We start from the raw sequence: 13,979 nt of genomic DNA, 5'->3' as shown, positions 1-13,979 counted from the left end.
TTTAAATGGCAACTCAAAATGCATTAGGAATGATAGAAACAAAAGGATTAGTAGGTTCAGTAGAGGCAGCAGATGCAATGGTAAAGGCAGCAAATGTTACACTTATAGGTAAGGAACATGTAGGTGGAGGACTTGTAACAGTAATGGTTAGAGGTGATGTTGGAGCAGTTAAAGCAGCAACAGATGCAGGAGCAGCTGCAGCAGAAAGAGTAGGAGAATTAGTTTCTGTACACGTAATACCAAGACCACATAATGAAGTTGAGATTATATTACCAAAAATGGAAGGTTAATTAGTATTATAAAGGCATAGTCTGACCTTTTAAAAGGTCAGACATATTCCTTCAAAAGAGGAAGTGATAGATATGAAAGTTTTGACTGAGGCTCAACTTAGGGCAGAGTACAATCAAAAGAAAATGGAGAGTTTAATTGTCAAATCCGATACAATAATTACTCCTTCAGCAAAAGAATTTTTAAATTCCAAAAAAATTGAATTAATATTTAAATCACAAGAAGAATTAAAAGATGAAAACAAGGAAAATGAAGGCAAGGAACTAAAAGAAGAAAAATTCAAACCCAAATATAGATGTAAATATACAGGTGGATATTTAGAAGAAAAACCAGAAAATATGACTCAATTATATGGTAATGAATTAGTATTTAAAGATCATGAAAGCATCATATTTAGAGGAAAGCTTGATAGTTTACAATCAAAAATACTTGAAATTCAAGTCTTATCATATAAGGATAAAAACAATAAAGTAGTAGATGATTTAGAAGAAATATTAAACTTTATTAGAAACATATTAAAATGTGAAGTTATAGATGAAAAAATAGAAAATATTAGCTTTTTTGGTATGAAAGAAGAAGAAATTAGAGAAATATCTCATAATCCAAAAGTACATTTAGGAATAGATCATATTTTACCAAATTATAAAATGGGTGAAATACTCATAGGACTAAATTCAATCAGAAGTAATATCCGTGAAGTTGAAATTGTTTCTATTTCTCTAAAGAGAGATGATATTACCAAGGCTTTAAATAGATTAAGCAGTTCAGTATATGTAATGATGTGTAGATATTTATCTGGATATTATAATTAATAGGAGGTGACTTTTTGGATCAGTCAAAAATAAAGGAAATAATAAATAATGTTTTAAAAGAAATGAATTCAGAAGATGAAGATGAAAAGAAAATAATACCTGTAGAAGCATCAGCAAAACACACACACTTATGCAAGGAAGATGTGGAAGAACTCTTTGGCAAGGGATATAAATTAACACCAAAAAGAGAATTGTCACAGCCTGGACAGTTTTTAAGTGAAGAAAGAATCAATATAATGGGACCTAAAGGTATTATAAAAAATGTTGCAGTATTAGGCCCAGAGCGAAGTGAAACTCAAGTTGAGATTTCAAAGACTGATGCCATATCACTAGGAATAAATGCACCACTTAGGGATTCAGGAAATACTGATGAAAGTGGAGATATATTTATCTCAGCAGGAAAAAATATAAAAGAAGTTAAAGAAGCAGCAATAATAGCAAGACGTCATATTCATATGACGCCAGAAGATGCTAAGAGGTTTGAACTTAAGGATAAGGATATAGTTTCTGTAAGGATACTTAGCAATAGGCCAGTTGTATTTGAAGATGTATTAGTAAGGGTAAATAAAAATTATAGTTTAAATATGCATATAGATTTTGACGAGGCTAATGCTTGCAATTTAACAAAAGATACAAAGGGCGAAATATTAGCATAAAGGAGAAATTTGAATGATTGATTTTAAAAATTCAGATGCTTTGATATCAAAATTAGAAGATACTATAAAAAATCCTATCAAAGTAAATAAGGATGATGATCTGCTTGTAGGAGTGGATTTAGGTACAGCATATATTGTAATAGTAGTTCTTGATAAAGATAAAAACCCTATAGCATGTGAAATGAAATTTGCTCAAGTCATAAGAGATGGACTTGTGGTTGACTACATGGGAGCTTTAAATATAGTAAGAGAACTTAAAAAGGATATAGAAGAAAAGATAGGTGCAAGGCTTACCAAGGCAGCTATAGCAGTACCACCAGGAACAGGAGAAAAGGACAGTAAAACTCACAAGTATGTAGTAGAAGGTGCAGGATTTGAAGTTACAAACACCTTAGATGAACCAACGGCTGCAAATGCAGTATTAAATATATTAGATGGTGCTATAGTTGATATAGGTGGTGGAACTACAGGATTATCAATAATAGAGAACAAAGAAGTAGTATATATAGCAGATGAAGCAACAGGAGGAACACATCTTACCCTAGTTGTAGCAGGTAATTATAAGGTGAAATTTGAAGAAGCAGAAGTTCTTAAAACAGCTAAAGAAAAGCAAGATGAAATATTTCCACTAGTAATACCTGTTATTCAAAAAATGGCTAGTATAATAAATTCTCATATAAAAAAGTATGATATAAAAGAAATATATCTAGTAGGTGGAACGAGTTGCTTAAAAGGTATAGAAAAAGTAATAGAAAACGAAACAGGAATTAAAACAATAAAGCCTAAGAATCCATTTTTAGTAACGCCACTTGGGATAGCAATGAATTGTAAAGTATAAAGGAAGTGGATAATTTGGAATTAGACAAGATGAATATTGAAAAATTAGTTGATTATTTAACAAAAGAAGTAGTAAAAAACCTAAACTTAGATGTAGAAAAAAAAGAAAAACTTTTAGTAATTGATTCAAAAAAAGATAATAAAGAAATAAAATCTGATAAATTTAAAATAGTTTATCTAAATGACTTAGAACAATTAAACATTGATGATTTTAGCCACATGATCATATCTTCTTTTACTTTAAATCAATTAGCAAATGTATCTATGGGTAGATCAGATGATCAAATAACATCTATAATTATAGAAGGTATTTTAAAGAGTAAGAGTATTTTCATCTTAAATGATGGAGTAGAATATCATAAGTTTAAAAATACTTCAAATGAAAATTTCTATAATATGATAGAGGATTATGAAAAGAATATAGTTTCCTTTGGTATAAAGTTTATAGATGAAAAAGATATCGACTTGATTGGTGGAGAAAATAAAGGTAAAGAAAAGCGGATTTATAATTCAGACAACCAAGATAGATATGAAATAGAAAATAAGATAATAACTGAATCTATATTAGAAAAGATATATAGAAGCGGTCATAAAGATATAAGTATAAGAAACAATGCTATAATAACTCCCTTAGCTAAAGATTATATAAGGATAAACAATATCAATATAATAAAAAAATAAAATCAAAGGGAGGTAAAATTTATGATAATAGGAAAAGTAGTTGGAAATGTTTGGGCTACAAGAAAAGATGAAGCATTAAATGGATATAAACTTCTAGTAGTTAAACCACTAGATGAATATAGTAAAAAAGACCTCGCAACCTTAGTTGCAACAGATATAATAGGGGCTGGAATAGGAGATAAGGTACTTGTAGTAAAAGGAAGTTCTGCTAGACGAGCTCTAGATAAAGAAGGAGTACCAATAGATGCAACTATAGTTGGAATTATTGATGAAGTTGATATAGCAGATGATTAGGAAAAGAGGTGTTTAAGATATGGATTTATTACAAAAGGCATATGAAGCTGGAGTTGTAGGAGCAGGTGGAGCAGGTTTTCCTACACACATTAAATTAAATGCTAAGGTAGAATATTTTATAATAAATGCAGCTGAATGTGAACCCTTATTAAACACAGATAAATATCTTTTAAGTATTAAATCTGAAGAAATGATAAAGGGAATTGAAGAAATAGGAAAGATTTTAGAGGCAAAACATCTTGTTATTGCTATAAAGGAAAAATATCACAAGGAAATTAAAATTTTAAAGGATATGATAAAAAAGCTTGATTCAAAAGTAGAATTATTTTATCTAAAGAACTATTATCCTGCAGGTGATGAACAGATGACTGTATATGAAGTAACAGGTCGTTCTATACCAGAAGCAGGCATACCATTAGATGTAGGAGCAGTTGTATCAAATGTAGGAACTGTGATTAATGTATATAATGCTACATTTGATAAGCCAGTAATAGAAAAATACATCACTGTAGTAGGAGAAGTAAATGAACCTTGCATGATCAAAGTTCCAGTAGGAATTTCAATAAAAGAATGTATTGATCAAGCAGGTGGTACAAGTATTGGTGATTATGCTGTAATCATAGGTGGACCTATGATGGGTACTATAATAGATGATGAAGAGGCAATTGATACACATATAAAAAAGACAGATGGATCACTCATAGTTTTACCAAAGGATCATTATATTGTTAGGAGAAAAAGAAAACCCCTTCAAACTATAATAAATGAAACTAGGTCAGCTTGTATTCAATGTAGATATTGTACAGATTTATGCCATAGATATTTATTAGGTCATAAATTGAGACCACATAGGGTCATGAGGAATGTAGGAATGGCTGAACAAGATGAAGAAATCATGAAAGAAGCACTTATATGTTGTGAATGCGGGATATGTGAATTATATTCTTGCCCTATGGGACTATCTCCGAGGTTAGTAAATGTATTTGTAAAAGGAGAGCTTGCAAAAAAAGGTATCAGAGCTGAAAAAGGAAGTAAAGATACCCAGAGTAGAGAAATGATTGAATATAGGAAAATTCCTACTACAAGGCTTATGGCTAGACTTGATATAATGAAATATTCAGATCAAGAAATAGACGAGTTAAAGGAAATAAAGACAGAAAAAGTATCCATTCCTCTAAGGCAGCATATAGGTAAACCTGCAAATCCGATAGTTACTATAGGAGATAAAGTTACAAAAGGACAATTGATTGCTAAGGTTGAGATAGATGAAATGGGAGCAAACATTCATTCATCTATAGATGGAAGGGTAATAGATATTAAAGAAAAAATAGTTGTTGAAACAGAAGATAATGAGGTGATTGTATGATAAGAACTATAGGGCTTCTAGAATACAGTAGTATAGTAAAGGGAATTGAAAGTGCAGATACTATGTTAAAGGCTGCTGAAGTAGAACTATTATTATCAAATTCTATATGTCCTGGTAAGTATATAGTACTTATCGCAGGTGATGTAGGTTCAGTTAAATCAGCAATTCAAGCAGGAAAAGAGATAGGTAGAGAATATATTGTAGATGATTTAATATTACCAAGTGTACATCCACAGCTTATAAATGCAATAAATGGAGCTACAGAAATAGGCGAATTAAATGCTATAGGAGCAATGGAGTTTTTCAGTATAGCTACTTCTATTGTAGCAGCAGATGCAGCAGCTAAGGCTGCGCAAGTAAATTTAATAGAAATAAGACTGGGTTTTGCAATAGGAGGTAAATCTTTTGTAACATTAAGTGGAGATATGAGTGCAGTAAGTGAAGCCATAGAAGCTGGTTCAAATATAGGCAAAGAAAATGGAATGCTTATAAATAAAGTTGTTATACCATCTCCTAGGAAAGAAGTATTTGAAAAATTGTTATAAGGATAGGGGTGACAATGTGAAAAAGATATTACTTACCAAAAATAATTATAAGGAATTTATTTCAAAAGATGAGAGTCAAATATGTATGCAAGATAATATGATTCTTACTCCAGGAGCTAAAGATGAAATAAGAAGAAGTAAGATTGATATTGTATATGGTGAGATGAAAAATGATGATAAAAGAGAAGATAATTCATCAAGCACGCAAGAAACTATATCAAATATAAAAGATATATTAAAAAAAGATTTTAATATATCAGATGAAGAAAAAGTAGAAAAAGTATGTAATTTAGTTTTAAATAAATTAAACAAAAAATAAGAAGGAGTGATTTTAAATGGCAAATCAAAGCGCATTAGGAATGATAGAGACAAAAGGATTAGTAGGAGCAATAGAAGCAGCAGATGCAATGGTAAAGGCAGCAAATGTAACACTTGTAGGAAAGGAACAAGTTGGTGGAGGTTTAGTTACTGTTATGGTTAGAGGAGATGTAGGTGCAATAAAGGCAGCTACAGATGCAGGAGCAGCTGCGGCTGAAAGAGTAGGACAATTAATTTCTGTACATGTTATACCAAGACCACATAATGAAGTTGAAGTTATCTTACCAAAGAGCAATTCAACAAATGAATAAAAATAAAGCCTTATTAAATAAAGGGGGTAAAATATATGAGTATTAATGATATTATTTTGTATATAATGGTAATTTTCATGGTTTTAGGAGCTATAGATAAAATCATAGGAAATAAGTTTGGATTAGGTGAGCAATTTGAAGAAGGTATAATGGCAATGGGTTCGCTTGCTGTTGCAATGGTAGGGGTTATATCACTTGCTCCAGTTCTTGCAAAAATACTTACACCTATAGTATCACCAATATATTCAGCATTAGGAGCAGATCCAGCTATGTTTGCAACAACGCTTCTAGCAAATGACATGGGCGGGTATCCATTAGCAATAGAAATGGCTCAAACTCCAGAAGCAGGACTTTTTGCAGGACTTATTCTTGGAGCAATGATGGGACCTACTATAGTATTTACTATACCTGTAGCACTTGGAATAATTAAAAAAGAAGATCATAAGTTTTTGGCAACTGGAATATTAGCAGGTATAATTACAATTCCTATAGGAGCATTTGTAGGAGGACTTGTAGCAGGATTTAGTGTAGGAATGATAATAAGCAACCTAGTACCAATAATAATAGTTGCAGCACTAATTTCACTAGGCTTATGGAAGATGCCAAATAAGATGATAAAAGGATTTACTGTATTTGGAAGAGGAGTTGTAATAGTCATAACAATAGGACTTGCATCAATAATCATAGAAACTCTTACAGGACTTGTTATAATTCCAGGTATGGCACCAATTTGGGATGGAATAGAAATTGTAGGATCTATTGCAATAGTACTTGCAGGAGCATTCCCAATGGTTTATGTTATAACAAAAGTATTTAAAAAGCCTTTACTTAAAGTAGGTAAACTATTAGGTATGAATGATGTTGCAGCAGCAGGTATGGTAGCTACACTTGCAAATAATATACCTATGTTTGGCTTAATGAAAGATATGGATAATAGAGGAAAAATAATAAATGTTGCATTTGCAGTAAGTGCCTCCTTTGTATTTGGAGATCATTTAGGATTTACAGCCGGAGTGGCACAAGATATGATATTCCCTATGGTAGTAGGAAAACTTGCAGGAGGTATTACAGCAGTACTAGTAGCTTTATTGATTGTCAATAAAACTATGGCAAAAGATAAACCTGATGAAACCATAAATAAAGGAGCAATAAATAATGAGTATTAACGAGAAGAATGTAGAAGAGATAGTTAAGAAAGTTATAATGAAATATTTTGATGAAACAAAAAACAATTTAAAAGAAGTAGATGAAAGTGGAGTAGCAGTTGTAAAAACTAACAAAGTAAAACTAGAAAAATTTGATACAGGAAAACCTGGTGATAAGGTTTATTTAAAGGATGTCTTTACACTTGAAGAAAGTCCAAGGCTTGGCTGTGGTGTAATGGAGATGGAAGAAACTGTATTTGATTGGACACTTAAATATGATGAAATAGACTATATCATGGAAGGAACTTTAGAGATAATTATTGATGGTAGAAAAATCGTGGGTGAGCAAGGTGATATAATTTTAATCCCTAAAGATACTCCAATAAAATTTAGTTGTCCTGACCATGCTAAATTCATCTATATAGTATATCCTGCTAATTGGGAAGAATTATAAGATTATAATTAATAATATATTTAAAAGATGGGGATTAATTTTTAATTGAACCCTGTCTTTTAATTTTTTTATGTAAAATATATTGTATAATGAAGGTGAGGTGAAAAAAATGCTAAATATAAAAATGCCTAAAACAGTATTATACATATTAGATAAACTAAATAAAGTGGGATTTGAAGCCTATATTGTGGGAGGATGTGTTCGTGACTCTCTCATGAATAGAATTCCAAATGACTGGGATGTGACCACTTCAGCACTACCTTGTCAGATACTAAATATTTTTAAAGAAGAAAAGACTATAGATATAGGAAAGAAATTTGGTACAATAATAGTAATAAAAAATTCCATGCATATAGAAATAACTACATTTAGAGCAGAATCAGAATATAAGGATAGTAGAAGACCACAAGTCATAGAGTTTAAAAAAGATATACTTGAAGATTTAGCTAGACGAGATTTCACCATAAATGCTATTAGCTATCATCCTAAAATAGGACTTATAGATCCTTTTGAAGGTAAGAATGATATAAATTTTGGTCTAATTAAAACTGTAGGAAGTCCTAATGAAAGGTTTTCTGAAGATGCACTTAGGATACTTAGAGCAATTAGATTTAGCAGCCAGCTAAATTTTGATATAGAAGAAAATACATATGAAGCTATAATAGATTTAAAAGAAAAACTTCAAAATATATCTAAAGAGAGAATAAGAGATGAGTTTTTCAAAATACTTTTATCTGATATTCCCTCAATTGGGATTAGACTATTAGTTAATACTGGATTAATAGATTATATAGTTCCTGAAATTGTTGAAAGTGTGGATTTTAATCAATATAATCCACATCATGATAAGGATGTATTTAGTCATATGCTTTGTGTTGTGGATAAGTCTCCTAAAATAATAGAAAATAGGCTTGCAGCATTTTTTCATGATATATCAAAACCAAATACATTTACAGTTGATGATCAAGGAATTGGACATTTTTATAATCATCATAAAAAAGGATCTGAACTTGCAAAAATCATATTAAAGAGATTAAACTCACCTAAAAAGCTAATAAATACAGTATCTACTTTAGTAAAAGAGCATATGATAGGGCATAATGAATTTAGTGATAAGGGACTTAAAAGAGTAATAAATAGGGTAGGTAGAAAAGAGATATATATGCTCTTAGATTTAATGAGAGCTGATAAAATTTGTACCAATGAAAATGTGAATACAAATGATATTGATAAATTAGAAATTAGAATAAGGGAAATATTAAATAGAAAAGATCCTATGAGTATAAAGGACCTAGCTATAGATGGCAAGGATTTGATAGATCTAGGCATTCCACAAGGCAAAGAGATAGGGAGAATATTAAAAGAGCTATTTGAAATGGTTATGGAAGATGAAAAATTAAACAATAAAGAAAAATTATTAGAAATAATGAAAAAAAGGCATAAAAAATCCTAAATGCGATAATTGTCATGATAATAACAAATTCAAAAAAATATTTGGAATTTAGAAGATTTATGAAGGAGTTTGGAAACTTATGTAGAAGTATTACTATAGGCAAAAAGGAGGTGAAAACATGAAGAAAAGAAAACTGATATCTATATTACTTATACTAGCATTTGTTATGGCTATAGTACCTATGGTTGCTTTAGCTGATGATAACTACGATGATGATTATGAAGATGTAGTAGAACAGGTAAAGGAAGATGTAGCAAGAACTAATGAATCAATAGCTCGTAAGGTTAAAACAGCACAGTTTTTAGCTGATTTACCAGGTATGAGTGAAAGACACATAGACAAAATCATAGATACATTAGTTAAAGTAACAGACAAAGAAGCTAAGGCTATGATTAAAAGAGCTGCAAAATTAGGCGTAGTTGTAAAATGTGAATATGATTTATATATCATAGGCGGAAGAGAAGTATGGATTGATCCATTAATAGTACCTACATGGTAATAGATATAACAATAAATCAATAATCCTATATATAGGATTATTGATTTATTGTTATATAAAGTATGTTATAATAGAGAAAACATCTATTATAGGAGGAAAATGATGGAAGGTTTATATATAGGAAATAATGAAACTTTTATAGAACAATTTATACAAGATGATGCTAATCTTAGTCTTATAGCACGTGGGGATGGAACAGAAATAATGATTCAAAATATAAAGGCAGATGAATACTTTTTTATAGAACCAGGTCAAGGTGAATTAATGGAGTTCTTTTACATATTAGAAGGTGAGGTTGTATTTACGATAGATGATGTAGAAAAGGAACTTAAAAAAAATGAATATTTTTATGTTGATGAATTAAAAGAAACAGTAAAATTAAAAGCATTAGAAGATATAAAATTACTTTATGTAACAACTAAACCAATATTTCATTTTATAAGTAATACATTAAAAGAATTAAATGAAATATCTAAAAAGAGTCAAGAAAAGGATATGTATACTCACAATCATGGAGAAAGAGTACAAAAGTATTCTATTGAAATAGCTAATAAATTGAAGCTCTCAAATGACATGATTGAAAGAATAGCTTTTGCATCACTTTTTCATGATATAGGAAAGGTGAATATACCAGATGATATACTTAAGAAACCATCATCACTTACAAGGGAAGAATTTGATGAAATTAAAAAGCATCCAGGCTATGGTGCTAAATTAGTTGAAAAAACATATTTTAAAAATTTATCAAAGGTAATAAATGAGCATCATGAAAAAGTTGATGGATCAGGTTATCCAAGTGGGCTAAAGGCAGATGAGATATGCTTAGAAGCTCGTATAATAGCTATAGCAGACTCCTATGATGCTATGACATCAGATAGGCCATATAGAAAAGGAATGACCCCTAGTCAAGCTTTAGGAGAGATAAAGAAACATGCAGGAAGTCATTATGATAATGAATTAGTTGAAATTTTTGCTGAGATATTATATAAAAATGAAGGTATAAAATAAAGCAAAATCCTCTCATATTAAATGGGGGGTATTTTATTGTAGTTTAGGAGATGAAAAAGATGAAAAGCTCTAGCGATTTATTAAAGGATGATATAAAAACATTATTTTTTAAATATGTTTCAGCTGCAATAGCAGGAATGATAATGAACTCACTATATATCTTAGCTGATACGGTTTTTATAGGAAGATGGATAGGTCCTCGTGGACTTGCAGCCCTTAATATTGCCATACCTGTATTTAATATACTTTTTGCAACAGCTCTCTTGTTTGGTGTAGGAGGTGCTACTGCTATATCTGTAGTTATGGGTAAAAAAGACTATGAAAAGGTAAATAATATTTTCACCTTATCTATTGCCTTTATATCTTTATTTGGAATTATATATTCATTATTTGGGACTTTATTTTTAGAAGAAATTTCATGTGTATTAGGTGCAGAAAGTACCAATATAGAACTTGTTACAGATTATTTAAGACCAGTACTTATGTTTTCCTTTAGCTTTTTATTTGTATATGGCTTAACTCCACTTGTCAGAAATGATAGGGCGCCACAGCTTGCAATGATGGCAACTATTATGGGTGGAATTACTAATATATTTTTTGATTGGCTCTTTATAGTAGTATTTGAGTGGGGCATGAAAGGTGCTGCAAGTGCAACGGTTATGAGTGCCTTTGTCAGCATAATTATACTTGCTAGTCACTTTATAAGAGGAGATGCAAACCTTAAATTAGTTAAAATGAAATTTGATTTTTCGTTATTTAAAAGAATATTTACAAATGGTTTACCAAGCTTTATAATAGAAATTTCATCTGGAATAGTAATAGTTTCATTTAATTTAGTAATATTAAATTTATTAGGTGAGATAGGAGTTTCAGCCTATGGAATAATAGCAAATATAGCACTTATATGTGCATATATGTTTACAGGACTTGCACAAGGGATTCAACCCCTTATAAGTATAAATCATGGAGCGGGGCTTAAAATCCGTGTAGAAAAAATAAGGAAATATGGTATAGTTTCAGCCCTTATATTTGGATCATCTTTCTTTATAGTTGGAACTATTTTTTCTAAAGAACTAATATCCCTATTTACAGATGCAAGCTTTGAACTAATTGCTATAAGTACAAGAGGAATAAGAATATATTTCATATCATTTATAGCAATGGGAGTAAATATAGTAATAAGCACTTATTTTCAATCAATAGAACTTTCTAATTATTCTACTATGATTACATTATCTCGTGGAGTTGTAGTATTACTTTTTTCTCTATTTACATTATCTTATTTCTTTCAAATGGATGGAGTATGGTTAAGTATTGTAGTGGCAGAAGCAGTAACTCTTATACTTGGAATAATATTAATTAAAAAACAATCTCATAATTTAAAATGATTTGGTAATAATATTATTGTAATAAATAAAGATAGGAGTTGTTTAAGTGGCTATAGTAGGTAATTTAGGAAATGATAACATGCAAAAATGTATTGACGAATGTGTAAAATGTTTAAGGGCTTGTGAAGAATGTCTGACACTTTGCATGAATGAAGAAGATGTAAAAAAGATGGTATCTTGTATGAAGATATTAAGAGATTGTATAGATATTTGTGAAACGGCAATAGGTTTCATGGCACGTGGAAGCGATCATGCTGCTCATATTTGTAAAGAATGTGCTGAGATTTGTGATGCATGTGCAGTAGAATGTGAAAAAATGACTACAGATCATTGTAAAAAATGTGCTGAAATATGCAGATCTTGCGCAGATGAATGTAGACAAATGCTAGGATAAATATTAAAAAAGGATTTGGCTTTTGCCAAATCCTTTAAATTTATTAACTAAATATAGCCTTTTCTTGTAGGAAGGCTTCAAATCCTGCAACTCCACCTTCACGTCCAATTCCTGAATGTTTATATCCACCAAATGGAGCCTTGTGAGATCTGTTTCCTTCATTTACAGTAATGGTACCTGCTTTAATTCTATTTGCTATTTTGTGAGCTTTTTCTTCTGGTCCAAATACTGCACCAGCTAGTCCAAATGTAGTATCATTTGCTATTTTAATAGCATCTTCCTCATCCTTATAAGTTATAATTGAAAGTACTGGTCCAAAAATTTCATCACTTGCAATAGCCATGTCATTTTTCACATCACTAAATACAACAGGACCTACATAATAGCCTTTGCTATCATCTGTTGGCACTTCACCATAGATTATATTTGCGCCTTCATCAATTCCTTTTTCAACATATTTTTTCACCTTATCAAATTGTTTTTGACTTACAAGGGGACCAACTATCTTGTCTTCACTATATGGATCTCCGAATTTATATTTTTTACTCATATCTACAACTAACTTTTCGATTTCTTCTTTTTCATCTTTTGGAATAAGCAATCTTGTAAAGGCACTACAAGTTTGTCCAGTATTGTTATATACAGTGTTTAATGTCTTCTTGATACCGAGTTCATAATCTCCACCTTTTAGAAGTATGGCAGGAGATTTACCACCAAGTTCTAAGGTAACTTTTTTAATTCCATTAATAGCAGCTTCACCAACAGCCTTTCCACCTTCAACTGAACCAGTAAATGATACTGCATCTACATCTTTATGTTTTGTAAGCATATCTCCAACTTCAGAACCTGCTCCAGTTACTAAATTAAATACTCCTTTTGGAAATCCAACTTTGTCAAAACACTCAGCTAAGATATAAGCTACTAGAGGTGTTTTTTGACTAGGTTTTAATACTATTGTATTTCCTACTAAAAGAGCAGGAATGATTTTTTTAATAATCTGTCCTAGTGGGTAGTTCCATGGAGTAATTGCTGCAACTACACCAAATGGTTCTTTTCTAACCTTATATCCATCTTTTTCAACTTCAAATTCATAGTTATTAACTATGTCTATGAAATCTTCCATAGCATCAATATATGGCTGAACTTGAGGATCAAGTGCAAAGGCTTTACTCCTACCTAATTCATCCATTATAATTTTAACCATGTCATCTTTTCTATTTTCTATCTCATCTTTTAACTTTTGAACTAATTCAACTCTTTTACTTAAATCTTCATATTGCCAGCTTTCAAATGCTAGCTTTGCAGCATTTACAGCTGACTCCACATCTTCCTTATTTGAAGCAGGAATTTTTGCAATTATTTCTTTGTTTGCAGGATTTTCTACTTCTATAGTTTTACTACTATTTGGTTTAACCCACTTGCCATCAATATATAGTTTATTGTAATCCATTTTTTACATTCCTCCTTAGCTATATTTATATAGCTCGTTGCAGAACTCTACAACTCGCATATTTACTACGTTTATTTACA

The 13,979-nt window shown here is 30.6% G+C and carries 18 protein-coding genes; 17 read left to right on the top strand and 1 reads right to left on the bottom strand.

What is annotated here, in order from left to right:
- Positions 1-5 precede the first annotated feature (5 nt).
- The 17 genes from ACTHUW_RS07995 (at position 6) to ACTHUW_RS07915 (ending at position 12,449) form a co-directional block, all read left to right on the top strand.
- A complete protein-coding gene (locus ACTHUW_RS07995) occupies positions 6-290 on the top strand; it encodes a BMC domain-containing protein (protein ID WP_442196716.1) in 285 nt (94 codons plus the stop codon).
- A 72-nt stretch (positions 291-362) separates the two neighbouring features.
- Positions 363-1,100, top strand: coding sequence for a cobalamin adenosyltransferase (locus ACTHUW_RS07990; protein WP_442212931.1), 738 nt, complete (start codon positions 363-365; stop codon positions 1,098-1,100).
- 14 nt (positions 1,101-1,114) lie between these two features.
- Entirely contained in the window at positions 1,115-1,756 is a 642-nt protein-coding gene (gene pduL / locus ACTHUW_RS07985; protein WP_442196714.1) for a phosphate propanoyltransferase, read from the top strand.
- Between the two features lie 13 nt (positions 1,757-1,769).
- A complete protein-coding gene (gene eutJ, locus ACTHUW_RS07980; protein ID WP_442196713.1) occupies positions 1,770-2,594 on the top strand; it encodes an ethanolamine utilization protein EutJ in 825 nt (274 codons plus the stop codon).
- Between the two features lie 14 nt (positions 2,595-2,608).
- Positions 2,609-3,274 (top strand): hypothetical protein, encoded by a 666-nt coding sequence (locus ACTHUW_RS07975; protein WP_442199134.1) that lies wholly within the window; start codon positions 2,609-2,611, stop codon positions 3,272-3,274.
- Positions 3,275-3,295: 21 nt separating this feature from the next.
- Positions 3,296-3,568, top strand: a complete 273-nt coding sequence (locus tag ACTHUW_RS07970; protein ID WP_442196711.1) for a EutN/CcmL family microcompartment protein — start codon at positions 3,296-3,298, stop codon at positions 3,566-3,568.
- Positions 3,569-3,587: 19 nt separating this feature from the next.
- Complete coding sequence (locus ACTHUW_RS07965) at positions 3,588-4,934, top strand: 4Fe-4S dicluster domain-containing protein (protein WP_442199133.1); 1,347 nt, start codon at positions 3,588-3,590, stop codon at positions 4,932-4,934.
- On the top strand, positions 4,931-5,479 hold the full coding sequence (locus ACTHUW_RS07960; protein WP_442196709.1) for a BMC domain-containing protein: 549 nt from the start codon (positions 4,931-4,933) through the stop codon (positions 5,477-5,479). Before ACTHUW_RS07965 ends, ACTHUW_RS07960 begins: the two co-directional genes overlap by 4 nt.
- A gap of 16 nt (positions 5,480-5,495) precedes the next feature.
- Positions 5,496-5,798 (top strand): hypothetical protein, encoded by a 303-nt coding sequence (locus tag ACTHUW_RS07955; RefSeq protein ID WP_442196708.1) that lies wholly within the window; start codon positions 5,496-5,498, stop codon positions 5,796-5,798.
- A gap of 16 nt (positions 5,799-5,814) precedes the next feature.
- Positions 5,815-6,108, top strand: coding sequence for an ethanolamine utilization microcompartment protein EutM (gene eutM / locus ACTHUW_RS07950; protein ID WP_442196707.1), 294 nt, complete (start codon positions 5,815-5,817; stop codon positions 6,106-6,108).
- A gap of 35 nt (positions 6,109-6,143) precedes the next feature.
- Entirely contained in the window at positions 6,144-7,274 is a 1,131-nt protein-coding gene (gene eutH, locus ACTHUW_RS07945) for an ethanolamine utilization protein EutH (RefSeq protein ID WP_442196706.1), read from the top strand.
- Positions 7,264-7,707, top strand: coding sequence for a cupin domain-containing protein (locus ACTHUW_RS07940; RefSeq protein ID WP_442196705.1), 444 nt, complete (start codon positions 7,264-7,266; stop codon positions 7,705-7,707). The genes eutH and ACTHUW_RS07940 overlap by 11 nt, the downstream gene beginning before the upstream one ends.
- Positions 7,708-7,816: 109 nt before the next feature.
- Positions 7,817-9,160 (top strand): CCA tRNA nucleotidyltransferase, encoded by a 1,344-nt coding sequence (locus ACTHUW_RS07935; protein WP_442212929.1) that lies wholly within the window; start codon positions 7,817-7,819, stop codon positions 9,158-9,160.
- A 118-nt stretch (positions 9,161-9,278) separates the two neighbouring features.
- The gene (locus tag ACTHUW_RS07930) at positions 9,279-9,659 is read left to right on the top strand and encodes a hypothetical protein (protein WP_442196703.1); all 381 of its coding nucleotides are present in this window, start codon (positions 9,279-9,281) and stop codon (positions 9,657-9,659) included.
- A gap of 102 nt (positions 9,660-9,761) precedes the next feature.
- Entirely contained in the window at positions 9,762-10,667 is a 906-nt protein-coding gene (locus ACTHUW_RS07925; RefSeq protein ID WP_442196702.1) for an HD-GYP domain-containing protein, read from the top strand.
- A gap of 59 nt (positions 10,668-10,726) precedes the next feature.
- Positions 10,727-12,055: an MATE family efflux transporter gene (locus ACTHUW_RS07920; protein ID WP_442212927.1), complete on the top strand. Its 1,329-nt coding sequence runs from the start codon at positions 10,727-10,729 to the stop codon at positions 12,053-12,055.
- Positions 12,056-12,101: 46 nt separating this feature from the next.
- Complete coding sequence (locus ACTHUW_RS07915; RefSeq protein ID WP_442212925.1) at positions 12,102-12,449, top strand: four-helix bundle copper-binding protein; 348 nt, start codon at positions 12,102-12,104, stop codon at positions 12,447-12,449.
- A 43-nt stretch (positions 12,450-12,492) separates the two neighbouring features.
- Here ACTHUW_RS07915 and ACTHUW_RS07910 read toward each other — a convergent pair whose 3' ends face one another.
- Positions 12,493-13,899 (bottom strand): aldehyde dehydrogenase family protein, encoded by a 1,407-nt coding sequence (locus ACTHUW_RS07910; RefSeq protein WP_442212923.1) that lies wholly within the window; start codon positions 13,897-13,899, stop codon positions 12,493-12,495.
- Positions 13,900-13,979 lie beyond the last annotated feature (80 nt).

This window comes from Senegalia sp. (in: firmicutes), from assembly GCF_052088025.1.
Taxonomy (GTDB): Bacteria; Bacillota; Clostridia; order Tissierellales; family SIT17; genus Anaeromonas.
This window is presented reverse-complemented; position numbering and strand designations above follow the sequence as displayed.